The organism is Pseudomonas sp. P179 (assembly GCF_000478485.2).
GTDB classification, from domain to species: Bacteria; Pseudomonadota; Gammaproteobacteria; order Pseudomonadales; family Pseudomonadaceae; genus Pseudomonas; species Pseudomonas aeruginosa.
The window spans coordinates 3,825,678-3,849,606 of sequence record NZ_KI517354.1 but is presented as its reverse complement, the minus strand read 5'-3'; the positions used below and the strand labels follow the sequence as shown (position 1 = coordinate 3,849,606).

Below are 23,929 nucleotides of genomic sequence, written 5' to 3'. Positions count from 1 at the left end.
CTGTGCTCATCCGCGAGTCATTCGCCTACCCCCTGAGCAGGAGACGAGAGCCATGGTTCTGCGTTCTGAAATCCTCACCAAGAAAAGCGAGCTGCCCACGCCGGACCAGGCCCTGCCAGGTCGCGAAAGCGCCATGCCGGTGCCCGAAGCGCACTTCGTCAACGGCCGCCCGCTGACCGCGCCGTTCCCCGCCGGCCTGCAACAGGTGCTGTTCGGCATGGGCTGCTTCTGGGGCGCCGAGCGTCGCCTCTGGCAGCAACCGGGTGTCTGGGTGACCGCGGTGGGTTATGCCGGCGGCTACACGCCGAACCCGACCTACGACGAAGTCTGCTCCGGCCTGACCGGCCACAGCGAGGTCGTGCTGGTGGTCTACAACCCGCAGGAGACCAGCTTCGAACAGCTGCTCAAGGTATTCTGGGAAGCCCACGACCCGACCCAGGGCATGCGCCAGGGCGGCGACATCGGCACCCAGTACCGCTCGGTGATCTACACCTTCGACGCGGCCCAGAAGGCCGCGGCCTTGGCCAGCCGGGAGAGCTTCCAAGCCGAACTGGCGAAAGCCGGCTACGACCGCATCACCACCGAGATCGCCGACGTCCCGCCCTTCTACTACGCCGAGGCCTACCACCAGCAGTACCTGGCGAAGAACCCCAACGGCTACTGCGGCCTGGGCGGCACCGGGGTGTGCCTGCCGGCCTGACGACTATTCCGCCACCAGCCAGTCGAGACGCCAGCCGCCCTGGCTCTGGGCCATGACCTCGGCCAGCCAGGGCAGCAGGTCGCGCAGTTCGTCCTCCAGCGGCCACGGCGGATTGACGATGGCCAGCCCGGAGCCGTTGAAACGCTCGGCGTCGTCGATCGGATGCACGTGCAGCTCGGCACGCAGCAGCTTCGGCGCGACGCTACGTTCCAGGGCCTGGTAGAAACGCTTGAGCTGGCGCTCGTCCTTGATCGGATACCAGATCACCACCACCGTCTGGCGCATCCGCCCGATCGCCTCGTCGAGCGCAGCGACACAACGCTGCAATTCGTCGGCCTGCTCGAACGGCGGATCGATCAGCAGCACCGCGCGCTTTTCCGGCGCCGGCAGGAACGCCCGCGGCAGCAGCCAACCGTCGCCCTGGTGCACGGCGACCCGCCGTTCGCCAGCCATGTTGGCCTTGAGCAGGCGGCCGTCCTCGGGATGCAATTCGTTGAGCAGCACGCGGTCCTGGGCGCGGGTCAGGCGCCGCGCCAGTTCCGGCGAGCCCGGGTAGTAGCGCAGGGAGCCGTCCGGATTCAGGTGACGGATCACGTCCAGGTAATCGTCCAGTTGCTCGGGCAGGCCTTCGCGCTCCCACAGGCGGGCGATGCCCTGCTCCCACTCGCCGGTGCGGCTGGCCTCGTCACCCTGCAGGTCGTAGAGGCCGACCCCGGAATGGCTGTCCAGGTAGGCGTACGGCGTGTCCTTGCGCCCCAGCAGGGCGAAGATCCGCGCCAGCACCAGATGCTTGAAGACATCGGCATGGTTGCCGGCGTGGTAAGCGTGACGATAGTTCATGATGACTGCTCCTTGGACAGCGCCAGGCAGCGCTGCTAGCCGGACCGCCCGGCCCCGGCGGATTCGCGCCGACCCCGCGTCGGCACAGGCCCTCGCCCATGGGCGAGGGGCGCGGATTCTACCAGCCTCCCGAGGCTTCGGCAGCGGTCTCGCCGTCGCAGGTTTGGCCCTTGTATCACGCATATCGATGTTGGTTGGCGACCTTCATTCACCAGCCTAGACTCGCTGGCACCCTGGCACCGCCTGCGACGGTCGATGCCTTCGCCGCGCCGCCCCACGATCCCCTTTCGCCGAGGTCGTCATGTCCGAAACCCTGCTCAGTTCCCGCAACCTGGCGTTCGAGCTGTACGAAGTCCTCGATGCCGAAGCCCTGACCCAGCGCCCACGCTTCGCCGAACATAGCCGCGAAACCTTCGATGCCGCCCTCGGCACCGCGCGGAGCCTGGCGGAAAAGCTGTTCGCCCCGCACAACCGCAAGGGCGACGAACACGAGCCGCTCTATGAGAATGGCTCAGCCACGCTGATTCCGGAAGTGAAGCCGGCAGTGGATGCCTTCCTCGACGCCGGCTTCCTCAACGCCACCCGCAGCTTCGAGCAAGGCGGCATGCAGTTGCCGACCCTGCTGTCGCAGGCCTGCTTCGCCCACTTCCAGGCGGCCAACGTCGGTAGCTCGGCCTATCCGTTCCTGACCATGGGTGCCGCCAACCTGATCGAGAGCTTCGGCAGCGAGGAGCAGAAGCAGCGCTTCCTGCAACCGATGATCGAGGGCCGCTTCTTCGGCACCATGGCCCTCACCGAACCGCACGCCGGCTCCTCCCTCTCCGACATCCGCACCCGCGCCGAACCGGCTGCCGACGGCAGCTATCGGATCAAGGGCAACAAGATCTTCATCTCCGGCGGCGACCACCCGCTCTCCGAGAACATCGTGCATATGGTCCTGGCCAAGCTGCCGGATGCACCGCCGGGGGTGAAAGGCATCTCGCTGTTCATCGTGCCGAAGTTCCTGGTCAACGCCGACGGCAGCCTAGGGCCGCGCAACGACGTGATCCTCGCCGGCCTGTTCCACAAGATGGGTTATCGCGGCACCACCTCCACCGCGCTGAACTTCGGCGAAAACGGCGCCTGCGTCGGCTACCTGGTGGGCAAGCCGCACCACGGCCTGGCCTACATGTTCCAGATGATGAACGAGGCGCGCATCGGCGTCGGCATGGGCGCGGTGATGCTTGGCTATGCCGGTTACCTCTATTCGCTGGAATACGCCCGCGAACGCCCGCAGGGCCGCCTGCCGGACGGCAAGGACCCGAGCGCGCCACAGGTGGCGATCATCCGCCACGCCGACGTGCGGCGCATGCTGCTGACCCAGAAGGCCTATGTCGAAGGCGCCTTCGACCTGGGCCTGTACGCCGCGCGCCTGTTCGACGACAGCCAGACCCTGGAGGACGAGGAACAACGGCGCCAGGCCCACGAACTGCTCGACCTGCTGACCCCGATCGTCAAGTCCTGGCCCTCGGAGTTCTGCCTGAAGGCCAACGAGCTGGCGATCCAGATCCTCGGCGGCCACGGCTACACCCGCGAATACCCGGTGGAACAGTACTACCGCGACAATCGCCTGAACCCGATCCACGAAGGCACCCACGGCATTCAGTCCCTCGACCTGCTGGGACGCAAGGTCGGGCAGAACAATGGCGCCGGCCTGCGCCAGCTGACCCGCCTGATCCAGGACGCCTGCCGGCGCGCCGAAGCCCACCCATCCCTGGTCGCCCTGCGCCAGCCGCTGGAACGGCTGGTGGCGCGGCTGTCCGAGGTGACCCTGGCACTGCTCGGCGACCTGATGCAGGGCCAGGTCAACCAGGGCCTGGCCAACTCGGCGCTGTACCTGAAAGTGTTCGGCCATGCGGTGATCGGCTGGCGCTGGCTGGAGCAGGCGATCCGCGCCGAGGAAGGGCTGGCTCGCGGCGACTGCGCCGACGCCGACTTCTATCGCGGCAAGTTGCAGGCCGCACGCTACTTCCTGACCTGGGAAGTGCCTGGCTGCCACCACGAACTGGCGCTGCTGGAGGCCCGCGACGACGTGTGTTCGAGCATGCAGGAAGAATGGTTCTGATCCTGCCTGCCCTTTCCCGCCCCGGTCACGTCCGGGGCTTTTTTATGTCCGGGCATGGACGCCGGGTTGCCGTTGCCTGGCGGCCACGCCGGCGAGTCCGCGCGCACTCGCCCGGACAACGCGAAAGCCTTGGAATTCCTTCGAAAAAAACCGCAGCCGCCCCTTTACAGTCCGCCAAATCCGCAGGTTAGAATCACTTGGCATGCGGCCTGCATCCTGTCTACGTAATTCCCCTACGTAAAACCGACCCGTAGCGTCGCCTTCCCCCTGTCCCGCCGCGAGGAGGCCGACCTTGGACGCCGTCACCGTCAATAATTTCTTCCTGATCGGGGCGGTGCTGGTCGGCATGAGCATCCTCGTCAGCTCGCTGTCCTCCCGCCTGGGCATCCCGATCCTGGTGATCTTCCTCGCCGTCGGCATGATCGCCGGCAACGACGGGGTCGGCGGCATCGTCTTCGACAACTATCCGATGGCCTACCTGGTGGGCAACCTGGCGCTCGCCGTGATCCTCCTCGACGGCGGCCTGCGCACCCGCGTCTCCAGCTTCCGCGTGGCGCTCTGGCCGGCATTGTCGCTGGCCACCCTGGGCGTGCTGGTGACCACCGGCCTGACCGGCATCGCGGCAGCCTGGCTGTTCGACCTGCACTGGATGGAAGGCCTGCTGATCGGCGCCATCGTCGGCTCCACCGACGCCGCCGCGGTGTTCTCCCTGCTCGGCGGCAAAGGTCTCAACGAGCGGGTCACCGCGACCCTGGAAATCGAATCGGGCAGCAACGACCCAATGGCGGTGTTCCTCACCGTGACCCTGATCGAGATGCTCGCCAGCGGCCAGACCGGCCTCAGCTGGGGCTTCGCCCTGCACCTGGTGCAGCAGTTCGGTCTCGGCGCCCTGCTCGGTCTTGGCGGCGGCTGGTTGCTGCTGCAACTGATCAACCGCATGCACCTGGCCGGCGGCCTCTACCCGTTGCTGGTGATCAGCGGCGGCCTGCTGGTGTTCGCCCTGGCCAACGCCGTCGGCGGCAGCGGCATCCTCGCCATCTACCTGTGCGGCCTGCTCCTCGGCAACCGCCCGATCCGCAGCCGCCACGGCATCCTGCACATGCTCGACGGCATGGCCTGGCTGGCGCAGATCGGCATGTTCCTGGTCCTCGGCCTGCTGGTCACCCCCCACGACCTGTGGCCGATCGCCCTGCCGGCACTGGCCCTGGCGCTGTGGATGATCCTGGTGGCACGACCGCTGTCGGTACTGATCGGACTGATCCCGTTCCGCGCCTTCCACGACCGCGAGAAAGCCTTCATCGCCTGGGTCGGCCTGCGCGGCGCGGTGCCGATCATCCTCGCGGTGTTCCCGCTGATGGCCGGCCTGCAGAACGCCCAGCTGTTCTTCAACGTGGCCTTCTTCATCGTCCTGGTCTCGCTGCTGGTGCAGGGCACCAGCCTGCCCTGGGCGGCCAGGCTGCTGCGGGTGGTGGTGCCGCCGGATCCGGCACCGATATCCCGCGCCGGCCTGGAGATCCACCCGACCAGCGAGTGGGAGCTGTTCGTCTACCACCTGAACAAGGAAAAGTGGTGCATCGGCGCCGCCCTGCGCGAGCTGAAGATGCCCGGTGGGACCCGGATCGCCGCGCTGTTCCGCGGCACCGAACTGCTCCACCCGTCGGGCAGCACCATCCTCGAGGCCGACGACATTCTCTGCGTGATCGGCCACGAACACGACCTGCCGGCCCTCGGCAAGCTGTTCAGCCAGGCGCCCGACCGGGGCCTCGGCGCGCGCTTCTTCGGCGACTTCGTGCTGGAAGGCGATGCCCAGCTGTCGGCGGTGGCCTCGCTCTACGGCCTGAAGCTCGACGGCATCGACGGCGAGCAAGCGCTGGGCCGCTTCATCGCCCACGAGATCGGCGGCGAAGCGGTGATCGGCGACCAGGTGGAGTGGAACGGCCTGACCTGGACCGTGGCCGCCCTGGAAGGCAACCGTATCCGCAAGGTCGGCGTGAAGTTTCCGGAAGGCCGCCCAGGGCCCGGACTTTTCCTCTGATTTCCTGTCGAATTCCCGTTCCGAGGCGCCTTGCGGCGCCTCGGAGCCACCACTAACCTGCATTCACCCTTCTTCGAGTCTCTTCTCGACCATGCCTGCCCTTCGCTCCCTGATCGCTATTCTTTTCCTCGGCCTCTGCCTTGCCAGTCCGCCGCTCCTCGCCCAGTCCGAGCCGCCCTCGGCCGAGACCGTCCAGCAAAGCCTCGACAAGCTGGCCGAGCGCAAGCTCGCCGAAGCCGACCAGAAGGTCGCCAAGGCCAGCCTCGAACAGACCCTCAAGTTCCTCGCCGCGCGCGACGAAGCGCTGCAGAGCCTGGAGGACCTGAAAAAGCGCCTGAGCGACGCGCCCCGGCAGATCGAGGAAAACCAGCGCGAACTGGAGCGCCTGAAGAAGACCAAAGAACGTCCGGTCAGCGAACGCTACAGCGGCGAGAGCGCGGCCCGCCTGGAGATGCTGCTCAACGATCGCACCACCCAGCAGGCCGAGTGGCAGAAAGCCCTGGGCGAGGCCAACAGCCTGTCGATCACCGCCGAGACCCGTCCGGAACGAGCCCAGGCCGGCATCAGCAGCATGCAGGCACGGATCCTGGAAATCGGCTCGCTGCTCAAGGCCGGCAAGGAAAGCGGCAAGACGATCAACGCCGACCGTCGCGGCGAGCTGCTCGCCGAGCAGGCCGCATTGACCGTGCAGAGCCAGCTGTTGCGCCAGGAGCTGGCCGGCAACAACCTGCTGCAGGACCTCGGCAAGAGCCAGCACGATCTGCTCACCGAGAAGATCTCGCGCCTGGAAAAGGAAACCCTCGACCTGCAGGCGCTGATCAGCGAGAAGCGCCGCGAGCAGTCGGAAAAGACCGTCGCCGAGCTGTCCAAGGAAGGCGCCCAGGGGGCCGGCACCGACAGCCTGCTGAGCCAGGAGAACGCCAAGAACCTGCGTCTCTCCGACTACCTCCTGCGTGCCACCGACCGCCTCAACGTGCTCACCCGGCGCAACCTCGAGACCAAGCAGCAACTGGACAACCTGACCCAGTCCAACCAGGCCCTCGAGGAACAGATCAACGTCCTGCGCGGCAGCCTGCTGCTGTCGCGCATCCTCTACAAGCAGAAACAGGCGCTGCCCAAGATCAAGGCCGACCAGAGCCTGGCCGACGAGATCGCCGACCTGCGCCTCGGTCAGTTCGAACTGAACCAGGAACGCGACAAGCTGGCGACCCCGCAGCAATACCTGGACGACCTGCTCGCCCAGCAGCCCAGCGAGCAGGTCACGCCGGAACTGCGCAAGGATCTCGACACCCTGTTGGCAACCCGTTCCGAGTTGCTCGAACGGCTCAACCACGAACTCAACGCGCTGCTCAACGAAGCGATCACCTTGCAGTTGAACCAGAAACAGTTGCTTTCCACCAGCGAGAGCCTGCGCACCACCCTCGACGAGCAGATGTTCTGGATTCCCAGCAACCAGCCGCTCGACCTGTCCTGGTTCAAGATGACCCCGACCCTGCTGAAGAACCAGCTCACCGAGATCCCCTGGGGCTCCGGGGTGCGTGAACTGGGCGAAGGCCTGGTCGATCGGCCGCTGCTGTTCCTGCCGCTGTTCCTGCTGATCGCCGCGCTGCTGTGGAAACGCCGCTACCTGTACGACAAGCTGGCGGAGCTGAACGACGACATCGGCCACTTCAAGCGCGACAGCCAGTTGCATACCCCGCTGGCGATCCTGATCACCATCCTCCTCGCCCTGCCCGGCACCCTGACCTTCGCCGTCGCCGGGCTGGCCCTGCTGCTGGACGCCCGCGGCCAGAACGCCACCCTCGGCAGCGCCCTGCTGGAAATGGCCCAGGTCTGGCTGCTGTTCTACACCGCCCATCGCATCCTCACCCCGGGCGGCATCGCCGAGCGGCATTTCCACTGGAGCCGCGAACAGGTCGGCTTCCTCGACCGGCACCTGGTCCGCCTCGGCGTTGTGGTCCTGGCGCTGGTCGGCGTGGTGACGGTGGCCGAGCACCAGCCGGCGAGTCTGGCCGACGACGTGATCGGCATCGCCGTGGTCCTGCTCGGCTACGCGGCCATGGCCTGGCTGCTCAGCCGCCTGCTGTTCAGCAGCCCCGGCGACGAACGTCCGTCGCTGATCAAGATGATCGTCGGCATCCTCTTCACCGCGCTGCCGCTGGTGCTCTTCGTCGCGGTCTGCTTCGGCTACTACTACACCTCGCTGAAGCTCACCGACCGTCTCATCGATACCCTTTACCTGCTGCTGCTCTGGTTCGTCATCGAAGCCGCCTTCGTCCGCGGCCTGGGCGTGGCGGCCCGGCGCCTGGCCTACGCCCGGGCCCTGGCGAAACGGCAGAACGCGGCGAAGGAAGGCGTCGACGGCGAGACCAACGTCGAGGAGCCGACCCTCGGCATCGAGCAGATCAACCAGCAATCGCTGCGGCTGATCCGCCTGGCTCTGCTGATCGGCTTCATCGTCTGCCTGTACTGGGTCTGGGCCGACCTGATCAGCGTGATCTCCTACCTCGACAACGTCACCCTGTACCAGTACACCGCCGGCACCGGCGAAGCGGCCACCAGCGTGCCGATCAGCCTGCGCGACTTCCTCGCGGCGCTGGCCATCGCGGTGGTCACCGTGGCCCTGGCGCGCAACCTGCCCGGCCTGCTGGAAGTCCTGGTACTGCAGCGCCTGACCCTGGCCCAGGGCAGCGCCTACGCCACCACCACCCTGCTTTCCTACGCCATCAGCGGCATCGGCATCGTCAGCGCCCTGTCCACCCTCGGGGTCAGCTGGGACAAGCTGCAATGGCTGGTGGCGGCGCTCTCGGTAGGCCTCGGTTTCGGCCTGCAGGCGATCTTCTCCAACTTCGTCTCCGGCCTGATCATCCTCTTCGAGCGTCCGGTACGAATCGGCGACGTGGTGACCATCGGCAACCTGTCCGGCACGGTCAGCCGGATCCGCATCCGCGCCACCACCATCACCGATTTCGACCGCAAGGAGATCATCGTCCCGAACCAGACCTTCATCACCGGGCAACTGGTGAACTGGTCGCTGAGCGATACCGTGACCCGGGTCACCATCAAGATCGGCCTGGCCTACGAGACCGACCTGCCGCTGGCGCGCAAGCTGATGATGCAGGCGGTCAAGGAAAACCCGCGGGTACTGCGCGACCCGGAGCCGCTGCTGTACTTCCTGACCATCAGCGCCAGTACCTTCGACTACGAGCTGCGCTTCCACGTCCGCGAACTGGGCGACCGCAACCCCTCTACCGACGAGATCCTGACGAAGATCGCCACCAGCTTCCGCGAACACAAGATCGACATGGCTTTCAACCAGGTCGATGTGTTCGTCAAGAACCTCCAGGGCCAGCAGGTCCAGCTGTTCGTCGGCGAGCCGCAGCACAGCGGCGTCGGCAATCCGCCCGCGCTCAAGGGCCAGGACGGTCCCGCCGAACCGACCCGCTGAACCTCCGGGCCTGGACGCCCTCCGGCAATTCCCAGCACAATGCTCGGGAATTGCCGGAGGCCTCTCTTGAAATCACTCGACGACCTCGACTTCGACAACCGCTTCGCCCGCCTGGGCGACGCCTTCTCCACCGAAGTCCTGCCCGACCCCATCGCCGAGCCGCGCCTGGTGGTAGCCAGCCCCGCCGCCCTGGCGCTGCTCGACCTGCCAGCGGAAACCAGCGACGAAGCGCTGTTCGCCGAACTGTTCGGCGGGCACAAGCTGTGGTCGGAGGCCGAGCCGCGGGCGATGGTGTATTCCGGCCACCAGTTCGGCTCCTATAACCCGCGCCTGGGCGACGGCCGCGGCCTGCTGCTCGGCGAGGTGATCAACCAGGCCGGCGAGCACTGGGACCTGCACCTCAAGGGCGCCGGCCAGACCCCCTACTCGCGGATGGGCGACGGGCGCGCCGTGCTGCGCTCGTCGATCCGCGAGTTCCTCGCCTCCGAAGCCCTTCCGGCACTGGGCATTCCCAGCAGCCGGGCGCTCTGCGTGATCGGTTCGAGCACGCCGGTCTGGCGCGAGAAGAAGGAAAGCGCGGCGACGCTGCTGCGCCTGGCGCCCAGCCACGTGCGCTTCGGTCACTTCGAATACTTCTACTACACCCGCCAGCACGACCAGTTGAAACAGTTGGCGGCGTTCGTTCTGGAACACCACTTCGCCGACTGCAACGCAGCCGAGCGGCCATACGCGGCGATGTTCCGCCAGGTCGTCGAGCGCAACGCCGAACTCATCGCCCGCTGGCAGGCCTATGGCTTCTGCCACGGGGTGATGAACACCGACAACATGTCGATCCTCGGCATTACCTTCGACTACGGGCCCTACGCCTTCCTCGACGATTTCGACGCCAATCACATCTGCAATCACTCCGACGACGCCGGCCGCTACTCCTTCAGCAACCAGGTACCGATCGCCCATTGGAACCTGGCCGCCCTGGCCCAGGCGCTGACGCCACTGGTGGAAGTGGACGAACTGCGCGCCAGCCTCGACCTGTTCCTGCCCCTCTACCAGGCCCACTACCTCGACCTGATGCGCCGGCGCCTGGGCCTGGGCGTCGCCGCGGAGAACGACCATGCCCTGGTCCAGGAACTGTTGCAGCGCATGCAGGGCAGCGCGGTGGATTACTCGCTGTTCTTCCGCCGACTCGGCGAAGAAACTCCGGAGCGGGCGCTGGCCAGCCTGCGCGACGACTTCGTCGACCGCGAGGCCTTCGACCGCTGGGCCGAGGCCTACCGCCGGCGCGTCGAGGAAGAAGGCGGAGACCAGGAGTCGCGGCGCCGGCGCATGCACGCGGTCAATCCGCTCTATGTGCTGCGCAACTACCTGGCACAGCAGGCCATCGAAGCGGCCGAGCAGGGCGACTACACGGAAGTCCGCTTGCTGCACCAGGTGCTGAGTCGCCCGTTCGAGGAACAGCCGGGCATGGAGCGCTTCACCCGGCGCCCTCCGGACTGGGGGCGGCACCTGGAAATCAGTTGCTCCTCCTGACGGGATACCCTGACAGAACGGCGGCCGTTAATGCCGCAGTGGAATAAATACCTTCGGAAAACTTCTTAGACGCACTAAGAAAAGCCGATTATCTTCGCCGCCACACTTATTCCAGCCTGTTCTACCACCTCCTGTCAGGCGCCTTGCCGCATGAAGATACGCGACCTCGATCTCAGCCAGAGTTCGATCAACACCGAACACCAGGCGCTAGGTCTGCCTCCTGTCGAAGATTTCGTCACCCATCCGGACGACCACCCGGTACTGCGCGCCGCCATGTGGGCGGCGGTGCTGATCCTGGTCGGCCTGCTCGCCTTCCTGGCCTGGCGCCTGTTCTTCGACAACGGCGGCAGCAGCGGCTTCGAGATCATCGAGCAGGCCCTGACCAGCCGAGGTTTCTGGAGCGCGGTGGCGGTGGGCTTCTTCGCCCAGGTGATCGACGGTGCGCTGGGCATGGCCTACGGCATTACTGCCACCACCTTCCTGCTCAGCGCTGGCGCCACGCCGGCCGCCGCCAGCGCCAGCGTGCACATCGCCGAAGTGTTCACCACCGGCTTTTCCGGGATTTCCCACGTCAAGCTCGGCAACGTCAACAAGTCACTCTTCCTCCGCCTGCTGCTGCCGGGAATGATCGGCGCGGTGCTCGGCGCCGTGCTGATCACCCGCTTCGACGGCCACCAGCTCAAGCCCTTCATCTCCGCCTACCTGCTGCTGATGGGCCTGTACATCCTGAGCAAGGCCTACCGCCACGTGATCAAGCGCCGGGCACCGCGCCACGTGGCCAAGCTGGCACTCTTCGGCGGCTTCGTCGATGCCGCCGGCGGCGGCGGCTGGGGCCCGGTGGTCACCAGCAGCCTGATCGGCTCGGGTAGCGACCCGCGCACCACCATCGGCTCGGTGAACTTCGCCGAGTTCTTCCTGACCATCGCCAGCGCCACCTCCTTCATCCTCCTCGCCGGCCAGCCGGACACCTGGAAGATGGTCGCCGGACTGGTCTTCGGCGGCCTGTTCGCCGCGCCGTTCGCCGCCCTGCTGTGCAAGAAGCTTTCGCCGCGCACCCTGCTGGTCATCGTCGGCACCCTGATCACCCTGATCAGCGCCTACAACATCTACATCGGCCTGCGCTGACAGGCATAAGCGGCGAACACAACGATCTAACCAGGCACGCTTTTCCTTGCCCGGGCGCATTGACCCGCCCGGCGCGCTTTCCCATGCTGCGTCCTTCCAATCTGCCCGAAGGAACGCTGCATGAAACTGGAAACCCTGGCCGTCCACGCCGGCTACAGCCCTGACCCGACCACCCGCGCGGTGGCGGTGCCGATCTACCAGACCACCTCCTACGCTTTCGACGACACCCAGCATGGCGCCGACCTGTTCGACCTGAAGGTACCGGGCAACATCTACACACGGATCATGAACCCCACCAACGATGTACTGGAACAGCGCGTCGCGGCGCTGGAAGGCGGGGTCGGGGCGCTGGCGGTGGCCTCGGGGATGGCGGCCATCACCTACGCGATCCAGACCGTCGCCGAAGCCGGCGACAACATCGTCTCGGTGGCCAAGCTCTACGGCGGCACCTACAACCTGCTGGCCCACACCCTGCCACGCATCGGCATCCAGGCGCGCTTCGCCGCCCACGACGACATCGCCGCCCTGGAAGCGCTGATCGACGAGCGGACCAAGGCCGTGTTCTGCGAAACCATCGGCAACCCGGCGGGCAACATCATCGACCTGCAGGCACTGGCCGACGCCGCTCACCGCCACGGCGTACCGCTGATCGTCGACAACACGGTAGCCACCCCGGTGCTCTGCCGGCCGTTCGAGCACGGTGCCGACATCATCGTGCACTCGCTGACCAAGTACATGGGCGGCCACGGCACCAGCATCGGCGGGATCGTGGTCGACTCCGGCAAATTCGACTGGGCGGCGAACAAGTCGCGCTTCCCGTTGCTGAACACGCCCGATCCGTCCTACCACGGCGTCACCTACACCGAGGCCTTCGGACCCGCCGCCTTCATCGGCCGCTGCCGGGTGGTACCGCTGCGCAACATGGGCGCGGCGCTCTCGCCGTTCAACGCCTTCCTCATCCTCCAAGGCCTGGAGACCCTGGCGCTGCGCATGGAGCGCCACTGCGACAACGCCCTCGCCGTAGCCCGCTACCTGCAACAACATCCGCAGGTGGCCTGGGTGAAATACGCCGGCCTCGCCGACAACCCCGAGCACGCCCTGGCCCGGCGCTACCTGGGGGGCCGCCCGGCGGCGATCCTGTCCTTCGGCATCCAGGGCGGCAGCGCCGCCGGCGCGCGCTTCATCGACGCCTTGAAGCTGGTGGTGCGGCTGGTCAACATCGGCGACGCCAAGTCCCTGGCCTGCCACCCGGCGAGCACCACCCACCGCCAGTTGAACGCGGAGGAACTGGCCCGCGCCGGAGTCTCCGACGACATGGTGCGGCTGTCGATCGGCATCGAGCACATCGACGACATCCTCGCCGACCTCGACCAGGCCCTGGCCGCCGCCGCACGCTGAGCGGATCGGTCAGTCCGGGCGAGCGTTTCGGTCCTTGCCCGGCCTGGCCGGCCGGCTAGTCTGGCTGGGATCCCCGACATGGAGAGCGCCATGCCACTGCCCACCGAACTCGCCAGGCACCTGACCGAAGAAAAGATCGCCTTCGTCCAGCGCAGCGGACTCAGGGCGGAAGTCCTCGAACCCGGCTACGTGCGCCTGCGCATGCCGGGCGCCGGCAACGAGAACCACATCGGCAGCATGTACGCCGGGGCGCTCTTCACCCTCGCCGAAATTCCCGGTGGCGCGCTGTTCCTGACCAGCTTCGACAGCGCCCGCTTCTATCCCATCGTCAAGGAGATGACCTTGCGCTTCCGCCGCCCGGCCAAGGGCGACATACGCGTCGAGGCACGCCTGGATGCCGAGCGCATCCGCCAACTGGAAACCGAGGCTGGAGAGCGCGGCAAGGCCGAATACAGCCTCGAACTGCAACTCACCGACGAGCAGGGGGAGGTGGTGGCGGAAAGCACCGCGCTGTACCAGCTACGCAGCCACGCGCGGCCCTGACTGGCAGATTTCGCAGGGCCCGGCGAAGGTTTTTTCTGCCATGGATCAAGGTCCGTAGCGAGCTGCGGCGCGACAGTGGGGAAGCCAGCGTAGCCATCCCACGGAGTCCGCCATGATCCGCCACCTCCTGGTCGCCCACGACCTCACCCCGGAAGCCGACGTCGCCCTCGCCCGCGCCGCCCAGTTGGCCCGCCAGCACGATGCGCGGGTCAGCCTGCTGCACGTGTACGACCCGGGGCTATCGGCGTCGGCGGTGAAGACCGTCAGCGCCATGCTGCAGCTCAAGCGCAAGGAGGCCGGCCTCGACGAGGACAGCGCCATCCACCTGTTCAGGGGCCAGCCGGTCGACGGCATCCTGCAGCAGACCCGGGCGCTCGAACCGGACCTGCTGCTGATGGGCGCGCACCACCAGAAGACCTTCGAACGCTTCGGCAACACCACCCTCGACCAGGTGGTGCGGCGCAGCCGGGTGCCGGTGCTGCTCGCCGTGCGCGAGGCGGACGAACCCTACCGCCAGGCGCTCAGCGCCCTGGACTTTTCCCAGTGCGCCTGTACCGCGCTGCGCCAGGCCTACCGCCTGCTGCCGGTGGAAGCCGACCTGCACGCCCTGCACGTGTTCGAGTCCCCCGACGACGGCGTGCTCGGCCTGCCCAGGCAGAATGCCGCGCAGCTGGCCACCCAGGCCGGGCTGATCGAACAATTGCTGAGCGACGAGCAGGAGCGCCTGCCGGGCGTCGGGCCGCAGCTGAGCCACGAAGTGGTTCCCGGCGTGCTGCCGTACAGCCTGGACGCCGCGTTGAAGCAGCGCCAGCCGGAGCTGCTCGCCCTCGGCCGGCACAGCCGCAACGCGCTGATGCAGGCGCTGCTCGGCAACCTGGCGCAACGTTACCTGCGCCAGCCGAGCTGCGACGTCCTGGTTACCTCGTAGAAGCGCTGCCGCAGAGGCTGCTCAGCTTTCGAGCAGCCCGTGCAACTCGACGAACTGCTGGGTCAACTTGTGCCGCGGTTCGAGGAAGATCAGCGGGGTACAAGCCTGGTGCGACTCGCGCATCTTCACCGAACTCATCAGGTACACCGGCAGCACCGGCAGTTCCTCCGCCACCAGCTCGTCGAGCAGTTGCTGCGGCAGGCTGGCGCGCGGCTGGAACTGGTTGACCACGATGCCCTCGACCTGCAGGTCTTCGTTGTGGTCGTCACGCAGTTCCTCGATCTCCTGGAGAAGGCCATACAGCGCCTGGCGGGAGAAGCTGTCGCAATCGAAGGGAATCAGGCAGCGATCGGCAGCGATCAGCGCAGATACCGTGTAGAAATTCAGTGCCGGCGGGGTATCCAGGTAGATCCGGTCGTAGTCTTCGTCCAGTTCGTCCAGCAATTTGCGCAGCTTGTTGATCTTGTGCTTCGACTCCAGCTTCGGCTGCAGGTCGGCCAGTTCGGGGCTGGAGGTGACGATGTGCAGGTTGTCGAACGGCGTCTCGTAGATCTCGACCCTGCCCTTCTTGCTGAAGGGCCCGGAAGACAAGGTCTGCTTGAAGAAGTCGGCGATCCCCACCGGCAGGTCCTCGCCGGTCAGTCCGGTCAGGTAGTGCGTGGAGTTGGCCTGGGCGTCCAGGTCCACCAGCAGGGTGCGATAGCCCTCCGCCGCGCTGACCGCCGCCAGGTTGCAGGCGATGCTGGACTTGCCTACCCCGCCTTTCTGATTGAACACCACGCGCCGCATGGGAAATCTCCGTGAGCCGAGCCTGATCCCGGATGATAGGCAAAGCCGCGGGCAAGCGCGAGCGCCGTCTCGGTCCTGACATAGAGCGGTTCAGCGCCGGCGCAGGCTGGCCGCCTCGCGGGTCACCAGGTCGATGAAGGACAGCGCCAGCGGCGAGCCCTCGTTCTGCCGGCGGACCAGCCATACCGCAGTCGTCGCCTCGGGATCGCTCAGGGTGCGGTAGACCACGCCGTCGACCCGGGTGCGGCGGAACGACGCCGGCAGGATCGACACCCCCAGTCCGGCCGAGACCAGGCCGATGATGGTCATCGCCTCGCTGGCCTCCTGGGCGATGCGCGGGCTGAAGCCGGCCTGTCGGGTCAGGGCGATGACCTGGTCGTAGAGCCCGGTGCCGTAGCTGCGCGGGAAGAACACGAAGGGCTCCTCGGCCAGGGCGGCGATGGCCAGGCCATCCTCGCTGCCGGCCGCCAGCGGATGGTCGGCCCGCAGCACCGCCACCAGCGGTTCGCGGAACAACTCCACCCAATGCACCGCATCCGGCAGCGCCAGCGGGCGGATCACGCCCACCTGCAGGCTTTCCTCGAGCAGCGCCTTGAGTACCTGGCGGCTGCTCATTTCCTGCAGGTCGAGGTGTACGTCCGGATAGGCCTTGCGGAAGGCATGGATGCTGCTGGGTATGGTCGAGGTGAAGGGTGCCGAGGAAGTGAAACCGATCTTCAGCTCGCCCAGTTCCCCCAGGTGGGCGCGACGCGCCAGCAGCACCGCCTTGTCTACCTGGGCCAGCACCTGGCGGGACTCGTCGAGGAACAGCCGGCCGGCGTCGGTGAGTTCGACGCGGCGGTTGGTGCGCTCGAACAGGCGCGCACCGATTTCCTCCTCCAGCGCCTGGATCTGCTGGCTCAACGGCGGCTGGGAGATCCCCAGGCGCTCGGCGGCGCGGCCGAAGTGCAGCTCCTCGGCGACGGCGATGAAATAGCGCAGGTGCCTGAGTTCCACACGGCCCCTCCAATTAGGTCTTTTTACATATCAATCGTGTCGATCAATATATTGGAAATCATATAAACCTATCTATATCCTTTGCCACATAACCTCCAACAACGACCCCTTGTCCCTGAAATCCAGGTGGCGCGGCCTCGTTGTGCCTGCTCGCCACCGTCCCCAGAGGTGCCCCGTGAGCAATCCGCAAGTCCGGCCACAGGCCGAAGAAGAACCCGCGTTAATCGAGGCGGCCCGCGAAGCAGCCAACGAGGTGCTGGAAGCCGCCACCGAAGTCGAACGCTATATCGAAAAAGGCACCCCGCAGTTCATGCGCACCTCCCTGGCGCTGTTCTCCGGCGGTTTCGCCACCTTTGCCCTGCTCTACTGCATCCAGCCGATGATGCCGGTGCTGTCCAAGGCGTTTTCCATCAGCGCCGCGGAAAGCAGCCTGGCATTGTCCGTCGCCACCGCCATGCTCGCCCTTGGCCTGCTGGTCACCGGCCCGATCTCCGACGCGATCGGCCGCAAGCCGGTGATGGTCGTCTCGCTGCTGGCCGCCGCGCTGTTCACCCTCGGCAGCGCGGTGATGCCCACCTGGCATGGCGTGCTGCTGATGCGCGCGCTGGTCGGGCTGTCCTTGAGCGGCCTGGCCGCGGTGGCGATGACCTATCTCAGCGAAGAGATCCATCCGCAGCACATCGGCTTGTCGATGGGCCTGTACATCGGCGGCAACGCCATCGGCGGGATGAGCGGACGCCTGATCAGCGGCGTCCTGGTCGATTTCATCTCCTGGCATGCCGCACTGGCGGTCCTCGGCGGCCTGGCCCTGGTCGCCGCGCTGGTGTTCTGGCGCGTGCTGCCCGAGTCGAAACACTTCCGGCCGGCACCGCTGAAGCCGGCGACCCTGCTCAACGGCTACCGCTTGCACTTCCGCGACGCCGGACTGCCCTGGCTGTTCCTGATCGGCTTCCTGCTGATGGGCAGCTTCGTCACCCTGTTCAACTACATCGGCTACCGCCTGCTGGCCGAGCCCTACCACATGAGCCAGGCGGTGGTCGGCGTGCTCTCGGTGGTTTACCTCTCGGGCATCTACAGCTCGGCCTGGGTCGGTTCGCTGGCCGACAAGCTGGGGCGACGCAAGGTGCTCTGGGCGGTCATCCTGCTGATGCTCGGCGGCCTGCTGCTGACCCTGTTCGAGCCGATCCCGCTGATGCTCGCCGGCCTGCTGCTGTTCACCTTCGGCTTCTTCGGCGCGCACTCGGTGGCGAGCAGCTGGATCGGGCGCCGCGCCCTGCGCGCCAAGGGCCAGGCCTCGTCGCTCTATCTGTTCAGCTACTACGTCGGCTCGAGCCTGGCCGGCACCCTCGGCGGGGTGTTCTGGCATTACTACGGCTGGAACGGCATCGGGCTGTTCATCGGCTCGCTGCTGGTGGTCGCGGTATTGGTCTCGCTGCACCTGGCGCGCCTGCCGGCCCTGCCTGGCAACACCCTGGCGCAGCCCGCCCACTGAGTTCGAGGCGCCGGTCTCCCGGCGCCTTCACTCCGACCAGAAGCGTACTCCGGTCAGTTCTTCCGATAGCGCCCACAGCCGCGCGGCCAGCCCCAGGTCGCGCGCATTCCGCGGAATCCGCGCCGCTGCCGGATAACCGCGGGTTTCCAGCCAGCGATCCGGGCCGACATAGGCGCCGCCATACCAGCGCTGTTCGGTCAGCGCGGAAAGTGCCGGCAACGCCCCCATCTCCGCCGATTGCGCGAACGCTCCGTTGGCCACCTTCATCGCCCAGCGTCCCAGGCGCGAACCGGACATCGCCGGTGCCGCGTACTGCAGGTTGGTCGCCGCGTAGCCCGGATGCGCCGCCAGGCTCTGCAGAAGCACGCCCCGCTGGCCGGCGCGGCGCTGCAACTCCAGGCTGAACAGCAGATTGGCCTGCTTGCTGTGGCAATAGGCGAGATAGCGGTTGTAGCCGCGCTCGGCGTTGAGGTCGTCGAGCGGCAGCCGGCCGAACTGGTTGAAACCGCTGGTCATACCCACCACCCTGGGCCGTGGAGCGGCCAGCAACGAGTCCAGCAGCAGTCCCGTAAGCGCGAAGTGGCCAAGGTGATTGGTGCCCATCTGCATCTCGAAACCGTCGCGGGTACGCCGCAGGGGCAGGAACATCACTCCGGCGTTGTTGAACAAGAGATCGAGGCGTGCGTGGCGCTGACGGAAACCGGCGGCGCAGGCGCGGATCGAGGCGAGGTCGGCCAGGTCGAGATCGGCCAGCTCCAGGCGTGCCTGGGGATACTCGTCGAGGATCGCCCGCCGCGCCCGCTCCGCCTGTTCGCGATTGCGGCAGGCCATCACCACGGTCGCCCCTTTGCCGGCCAGCGTGCGCGCCGCCTGCCAACCCAGGCCGCTGTTGGCGCCGGTGACCAGCGCCAGGCGCCCGGCCAGTTGTGGAATGTTGCGTCGTGTCCAGGGATGCATCGCTCGTTCTCCGCTTGACTGCGTTGCCGGGCAGTATTGCGGCACCAGCCAATGCAGCGGCAGACGCGCTCGCGCCAGACTGCCGATCATTTCGGGCCAGGACACGCCAGCATGAGCCGCCGCACGGACTCCGACGCACCGACCATCACCGCTGCCTATCCGCGCCTGCTGCTCGGCCTGCTGGAGGAACGCGGCCTGGACGGACGTGCGCTGCTGCGGGAAATCGGTCTGTCGACGCTGCGACTGGAAGAGCCGGAAGCACGCGTCACATCGCAGCAGTACCAGGCGATCGCCGCCACGGCGCTCGCGCTGAGCGGCGACCCCGGCCTCGGCGCACAGCTCGCCTTGCGCACGCCTCCCACCGCCCATGGCAGCCTGGGCTACGCGATGATGGCCTCGGCGACGCTCGGCGATGCCTTGTGCCTGGCGCTGCGCTACATGCCGCTGCTGCAGGGCAACGTCGAAATCAGCCTGCTGCGCGAGGACGAGCAGGTGATCCTGCGCCTGCTGCCAGGCCCTGCGCTCCCGCCGGCGCTGCACCGGTACTTCAGCGAAGCCCTGCTGATCGGCCTGTATCGCTCCGGCGCCTGGCTGCTCGGCGAACCGGCCCTGGTCGGCAGGCTCGACTTCGACTACCCCGAACCTGCCGTGCCTGTGCCGCTGCCGCAGTGCCGCTACGACCAGGCCCACGTCCAGTTGGTGTTCCCCGCCATCCTGCTCGCCCGCTCGCTACCGATGGCCGATCCGGCTGCGTTGCGCCGCGCCCGCGAACACTGCGAGCGCGAACTGGCGCTGCTCGATGCCGGCCGCCGGGACATCTGCGCCCGCGTGCGGCTGGAGCTGGAACGCCAGGAACAGCGCTTCCCCAACCTGGAGGAAGTAGCCGCGCGCCTGCACCTGTCCAGCCGCAGCCTCAAGCGGCATCTGCATGACGCCGGCACCAGCTTTCGCCAGTTGCTCGGTCAGGCTCGCCAGCGCCAGGCCTTGCGATTGCTGCGGCGTCCCGAGGTGTCGTTGCAGCGTATCGCCCTGTACCTGGGTTACAGCGATCCAACCAACTTCACCCGCGCCTTCAAGCGCTGGACCGGCGAGCCGCCGAGCGACACCCGCGCCCGCCTGCTGGGCGGGCAACCAGTTTCACGAACAAATGCCAAGCGCTCGACAAATCCCTCGCGTTTCCCTTGAGCGCAGCAAGCGCTGTTCTATGCTGCTGCGGCCGGCATCCGGCCGGCCTCGACAGCGATATGAAAGGGACTTTATGAAACCAGCGATCAAGCGCGCCTGCCTGCTCGGCACGGCACTGTTCTCCCTCTGCGCCAGCGCAGCCCAGGCGGCCGGCGTTCTGGTAGGAACCTGGGACCTGCGGGGCAACGGCCAGCTCGCCGCGGTCTACCGCGACGGCGCCAACCTGCAGGTGGTGGAAGGCGGCAGCACCCGCAACTACAGCTTCGGCAACGTGGTCTGGTCGGTCTTCGGCGCCACCGATACCGACGGCCAGCCCGGCGCGGAAATCCTGGTCAAGGCCGGTCCCGACCTGGTGATCGTTTCCCACGCCAGCACCACCCAGCGCAAGTACCCGGTAGGCAACGTCTCCTGGGCGATCATGCGCGCCACCGACGTCGACAACGTCGCCGGCGACGAAGTCATCCTCAGCATCGGCAACGGCGTGCGCACCGTATTCGATCGCACCCGTACGCAACGCGACGCCACCTTCAGCTACAACGGCACCTGGGGCCTGTTCGACGTCGCCGACGTGGACGGCGCGCCGGGCAAGGAACTGGTGCTGAACATGGGCAACGGCGTCAAGGTCATCGACCCGCGCACCAGTGACGCCAAGGACTTCACCTTCAGCGGCTACCACGCGCTCGCACAGATCGCCGACCTCGACGGCCAGCCCGGCGCGGAGATCATCGGCCGCACCAGCACCGGCATCTACGTGATCAGCAACGCCAGTTCCCGCAAGGAATACAACATCGGCGCCAGCGCCTGGGCACTCTATGGCGGCACCGCGGACACCGACGGCAAGCCGGGCAACGAGCTGATCGTGGTGATGCAGGGCAAGGTGCGGGTCATCCACCACGCCAGCGGCGCCAGCAGCGACTACCGCATCGGCGACGTCAACTACAGCATCGATTCGGTGGCCGACATGGATGGCCAGCCGGGCGCGGAAATCCTCGTGCGCGACGCCAACGGCAAGCTGTTCGTGATCAACGACCGCACCGGCAAGGTAAGCAGTTGAGCCGGGCGGGTTGCGTAGGGCGGGTACACCACCGGCGCGACCCCGCCAGCCAACGCGCCGGAGGGCCGTCGGCCCGCGCATGAAAAAAGGGGAGCCTCGGCTCCCCTTCTTTCGTTCCGGCTCAGCCGTGGTACTGCGCCGACAGCTCGTGCACCGCCTCGAAGAAGGCGCCGGCATGGGCCGGGTCGACTTCCGGGGTGATGCCGTGGCCAAGATTGAACACATGCCCCGTACCCTTGCCGTAGGCCGCCAGGATCCGCGCGACTTCGGCGCGGATCGCCGCCGGATTGGCGTAGAGCACCGAGGGATCCATGTTGCCTTGCAGGGCTACGCGCTCACCGACACGGGCCCGGGCGCTGCCGATGTCGCAGGTCCAGTCCAGGCCCAGCGCCTCGGCGCCGACCTCGGCCATCGACTCCAGCCACAGGCCGCCTCCCTTGGTGAAGAGGATCACCGGCACCCGGCGTCCGTCGTGCTCGCGGATCAATCCATCGACGATCTTGCGCATGTAGGTCAGGGAGAACTCCTGGTAGGCCGCCGCCGACAGGCTGCCGCCCCATGAGTCGAAGATCTGCACCGCCTGGGCGCCGGCGCGGATCTGCCCGTTGAGGTAGCTGGTCACCGATTGCGCCAGCTTGTCCAGCAGAGCGTGCATGGCCTTGGGGTTGTCGTAGAGCATCGCCTTGGACTTGCGGAAGTCCTTGCTCGAGCCGCCCTCGACCATGTAGGTGGCGAGGGTCCAGGGGCTGCCGGAGAAGCCGATCAGCGGTACGCGGCCGTTCAGCTCGCGGCGGATGGTGCGCACGGCGTCCATCACATAGCCCAGGTCCTGTTCCGGATCGGGAACCGGCAGCGCCTCGATGTCGGCCAGCGACGAGACCACCTTGCGGAAGCGCGGGCCTTCGCCGGTCTCGAAGTACAGGCCCTGGCCCATGGCATCGGGAATGGTCAGGATATCGGAGAAGAGGATCGCGGCGTCCAGCTGCGGGTAACGGTCCAGCGGCTGCAGGGTCACTTCGCAGGCCAGCTCCGGGTTCATGCACAGGCTCATGAAATCGCCGGCCTTGGCACGGGTGGCACGGTATTCCGGCAGGTAACGACCGGCCTGGCGCATCATCCAGACGGGGGTGACATCGACGGGCTGCTTGAGCAGGGCGCGGAGGAAGCGGTCGTTCTTCAGGGCAGTCATAACGGCATCCGATCAAAGGCTGCTGGCTTCACGCGGGCGCGTGCGGAAGGGGGTTATCCACAGGCCGGCGGGCGAAAAGGGCCGCTATTGTCGCAAAGCACAAAACAAAAGGCACGGCGGGGGCCGTGCCTTTTGTCTATCGCGGTGATTTGTCGCAGCGCCGGTGGCGCCGCGGATCAGACGCCAAGGTAGTCGAGGATGCCTTCGGCCGCGGTACGTCCTTCGAAGATCGCCGTCACCACCAGGTCGGAACCACGGACCATGTCGCCACCGGCGAAGATCTTCGGGTTGCTGGTCTGGTGCTTGAACTGCGCCTGCGCCGGAGCCACCACGCGGCCCTGGCTGTCGGTGGCGATCTCGAAGCGCTCGAACCACGGCGCCGGACTCGGCCGGAAGCCGAAGGCGATCAGCACGGCTTCCGCCGGGATGATCTCCTCGGAACCGGGGATCGGTTCGGGGCTGCGGCGGCCGCGGGCGTCCGGCTCGCCGAGACGGGTCTCGACCACCTTCACGCCTTCCACCCGGTCCTCGCCGACGATGGCGATGGGCTGGCGGTTGAAGAGGAACTTCACGCCCTCTTCCTTGGCGTTCTTCACTTCCTTGCGCGAGCCCGGCATGTTTTCTTCGTCACGGCGATAGGCACAGGTCACCGACTTGGCGCCCTGGCGGATCGAAGTGCGGTTGCAGTCCATCGCGGTGTCGCCGCCGCCCAGGACCACCACGCGCTTGCCCTTCATGTCGACGAAGTCCTCGGCCGACTTCTCGAAGCCGAGGTTGCGGTTCACGTTGGCGATCAGGAAGTCCAGGGCGTCGTGTACGCCCGGCAGGTCCTCGCCGGGGAAACCGCCCTTCATGTAGGTGTAGGTGCCCATCCCCATGAACACGGCATCGTACTCATCGAGCAACTGCTCCATGGTCACGTCCTTGCCGATCTCGGTGTTCAGGCGAAACTCGATGCCCATGCCGGTGAACACCTCGCGGCGACGGCTGAGGACGTGCTTCTCCAGCTTGAACTCGGGAATGCCGAAGGTCAGCAGGCCGCCGATCTCCGGGTTGCGGTCGAACACCACCGGGGTCACGCCGTTGCGCACCAGCACGTCGGCGCAGCCGAGGCCGGCCGGGCCGGCGCCGATCACCGCGACGCGCCTGCCGGTCGGCTTGACCTTGGACAGGTCCGGACGCCAGCCCATGGCGAAGGCCGTATCGGTGATGTACTTCTCCACCGAGCCGATGGTCACCGCGCCAAAACCGTCGTTGAGGGTGCAGGCGCCCTCGCAGAGGCGATCCTGCGGGCAGACCCGGCCGCAGACTTCCGGCAGGGTGTTGGTCTGGTGCGACAGTTCAGCGGCGGCCAGGATGTTGCCTTCGGAAACCAGCTTCAGCCAGTTAGGGATGAAGTTGTGCACCGGGCATTTCCACTCGCAGTACGGGTTGCCGCAGCCCAGGCAGCGGTGGGCCTGGTCGGCGGCCTGCTGCGGCTTGAACAGGTCGTGGATCTCCACGAACTCGCGCTTGCGCTGGCGCAGCAGCTTCTTCTTCGGGTCCTTGCGCCCGACTTCGATGAACTGGAAGTCGTTGTTCAGGCGGTCGGAATTCAGACGTTCAGACATATCGAAACC

18 protein-coding genes are annotated in these 23,929 nt (G+C 66.9%); 12 read left to right on the top strand and 6 right to left on the bottom strand.

Features of this window, described 5'->3' with window-relative positions; genetic code table 11:
• Nucleotides 1-52: 52 nt before the first annotated feature.
• On the top strand, nucleotides 53-700 hold the full coding sequence (msrA, locus tag HMPREF1224_RS30225) for a peptide-methionine (S)-S-oxide reductase MsrA (protein WP_003116145.1): 648 nt from the start codon (nucleotides 53-55) through the stop codon (nucleotides 698-700).
• A 3-nt stretch (nucleotides 701-703) separates the two neighbouring features.
• On the opposite strand, the gene HMPREF1224_RS30220 is transcribed toward msrA, so the two are convergent.
• Nucleotides 704-1,540, bottom strand: coding sequence for a 23S rRNA (adenine(2030)-N(6))-methyltransferase RlmJ (locus tag HMPREF1224_RS30220; RefSeq protein ID WP_003095790.1), 837 nt, complete (start codon nucleotides 1,538-1,540; stop codon nucleotides 704-706).
• A gap of 301 nt (nucleotides 1,541-1,841) precedes the next feature.
• Here HMPREF1224_RS30220 and HMPREF1224_RS30215 point away from each other — a divergent pair, with 301 nt between their 5' ends.
• The 8 genes from HMPREF1224_RS30215 (at nucleotide 1,842) to HMPREF1224_RS30180 (ending at nucleotide 14,648) form a co-directional block, all read left to right on the top strand.
• The gene (locus HMPREF1224_RS30215; protein WP_003457516.1) at nucleotides 1,842-3,644 is read left to right on the top strand and encodes an acyl-CoA dehydrogenase; all 1,803 of its coding nucleotides are present in this window, start codon (nucleotides 1,842-1,844) and stop codon (nucleotides 3,642-3,644) included.
• A 292-nt stretch (nucleotides 3,645-3,936) separates the two neighbouring features.
• Nucleotides 3,937-5,679, top strand: a complete 1,743-nt coding sequence (locus HMPREF1224_RS30210; RefSeq protein ID WP_003106481.1) for a potassium/proton antiporter — start codon at nucleotides 3,937-3,939, stop codon at nucleotides 5,677-5,679.
• Nucleotides 5,680-5,770: 91 nt separating this feature from the next.
• Nucleotides 5,771-9,127 (top strand): mechanosensitive channel MscK, encoded by a 3,357-nt coding sequence (mscK, locus tag HMPREF1224_RS30205; RefSeq protein WP_003161656.1) that lies wholly within the window; start codon nucleotides 5,771-5,773, stop codon nucleotides 9,125-9,127.
• A gap of 66 nt (nucleotides 9,128-9,193) precedes the next feature.
• Nucleotides 9,194-10,654 (top strand): protein adenylyltransferase SelO, encoded by a 1,461-nt coding sequence (gene selO / locus HMPREF1224_RS30200; protein WP_003123605.1) that lies wholly within the window; start codon nucleotides 9,194-9,196, stop codon nucleotides 10,652-10,654.
• 150 nt (nucleotides 10,655-10,804) lie between these two features.
• The gene (locus tag HMPREF1224_RS30195; protein ID WP_003103681.1) at nucleotides 10,805-11,779 is read left to right on the top strand and encodes a sulfite exporter TauE/SafE family protein; all 975 of its coding nucleotides are present in this window, start codon (nucleotides 10,805-10,807) and stop codon (nucleotides 11,777-11,779) included.
• Between the two features lie 120 nt (nucleotides 11,780-11,899).
• Nucleotides 11,900-13,177 (top strand): bifunctional O-acetylhomoserine aminocarboxypropyltransferase/cysteine synthase, encoded by a 1,278-nt coding sequence (locus tag HMPREF1224_RS30190; protein ID WP_003116143.1) that lies wholly within the window; start codon nucleotides 11,900-11,902, stop codon nucleotides 13,175-13,177.
• A 90-nt stretch (nucleotides 13,178-13,267) separates the two neighbouring features.
• Nucleotides 13,268-13,720: a YiiD C-terminal domain-containing protein gene (locus HMPREF1224_RS30185; RefSeq protein ID WP_003116142.1), complete on the top strand. Its 453-nt coding sequence runs from the start codon at nucleotides 13,268-13,270 to the stop codon at nucleotides 13,718-13,720.
• 112 nt (nucleotides 13,721-13,832) lie between these two features.
• Nucleotides 13,833-14,648, top strand: coding sequence for a universal stress protein (locus tag HMPREF1224_RS30180; RefSeq protein ID WP_010793692.1), 816 nt, complete (start codon nucleotides 13,833-13,835; stop codon nucleotides 14,646-14,648).
• A gap of 21 nt (nucleotides 14,649-14,669) precedes the next feature.
• Here HMPREF1224_RS30180 and HMPREF1224_RS30175 read toward each other — a convergent pair whose 3' ends face one another.
• On the bottom strand, nucleotides 14,670-15,437 hold the full coding sequence (locus tag HMPREF1224_RS30175) for a ParA family protein (protein WP_003103688.1): 768 nt from the start codon (nucleotides 15,435-15,437) through the stop codon (nucleotides 14,670-14,672).
• Between the two features lie 90 nt (nucleotides 15,438-15,527).
• On the bottom strand, nucleotides 15,528-16,433 hold the full coding sequence (locus tag HMPREF1224_RS30170; protein ID WP_003095817.1) for a LysR family transcriptional regulator: 906 nt from the start codon (nucleotides 16,431-16,433) through the stop codon (nucleotides 15,528-15,530).
• 175 nt (nucleotides 16,434-16,608) lie between these two features.
• On the opposite strand from HMPREF1224_RS30170, the gene HMPREF1224_RS30165 reads away from it, so the two are divergent.
• Nucleotides 16,609-17,925, top strand: coding sequence for an MFS transporter (locus HMPREF1224_RS30165; RefSeq protein WP_003095819.1), 1,317 nt, complete (start codon nucleotides 16,609-16,611; stop codon nucleotides 17,923-17,925).
• 27 nt (nucleotides 17,926-17,952) lie between these two features.
• On the opposite strand, the gene HMPREF1224_RS30160 is transcribed toward HMPREF1224_RS30165, so the two are convergent.
• A complete protein-coding gene (locus HMPREF1224_RS30160) occupies nucleotides 17,953-18,882 on the bottom strand; it encodes an oxidoreductase (protein ID WP_003114566.1) in 930 nt (309 codons plus the stop codon).
• A gap of 111 nt (nucleotides 18,883-18,993) precedes the next feature.
• On the opposite strand from HMPREF1224_RS30160, the gene HMPREF1224_RS30155 reads away from it, so the two are divergent.
• A complete protein-coding gene (locus tag HMPREF1224_RS30155) occupies nucleotides 18,994-20,067 on the top strand; it encodes an AraC family transcriptional regulator (RefSeq protein WP_003103694.1) in 1,074 nt (357 codons plus the stop codon).
• A 73-nt stretch (nucleotides 20,068-20,140) separates the two neighbouring features.
• Nucleotides 20,141-21,121: a PA5033 family protein gene (locus tag HMPREF1224_RS30150; protein WP_010793691.1), complete on the top strand. Its 981-nt coding sequence runs from the start codon at nucleotides 20,141-20,143 to the stop codon at nucleotides 21,119-21,121.
• A 121-nt stretch (nucleotides 21,122-21,242) separates the two neighbouring features.
• Here the strand turns inward: HMPREF1224_RS30150 and hemE are convergent, their stop codons facing one another.
• Nucleotides 21,243-22,310 carry a uroporphyrinogen decarboxylase gene (gene hemE, locus HMPREF1224_RS30145; protein ID WP_010793690.1) on the bottom strand — a complete coding sequence of 356 codons (1,068 nt, stop codon included), beginning with the start codon at nucleotides 22,308-22,310 and terminating at the stop codon, nucleotides 21,243-21,245.
• Between the two features lie 176 nt (nucleotides 22,311-22,486).
• Nucleotides 22,487-23,920, bottom strand: coding sequence for an FAD-dependent oxidoreductase (locus tag HMPREF1224_RS30140; protein ID WP_003095829.1), 1,434 nt, complete (start codon nucleotides 23,918-23,920; stop codon nucleotides 22,487-22,489).
• Nucleotides 23,921-23,929: the final 9 nt, after the last annotated feature.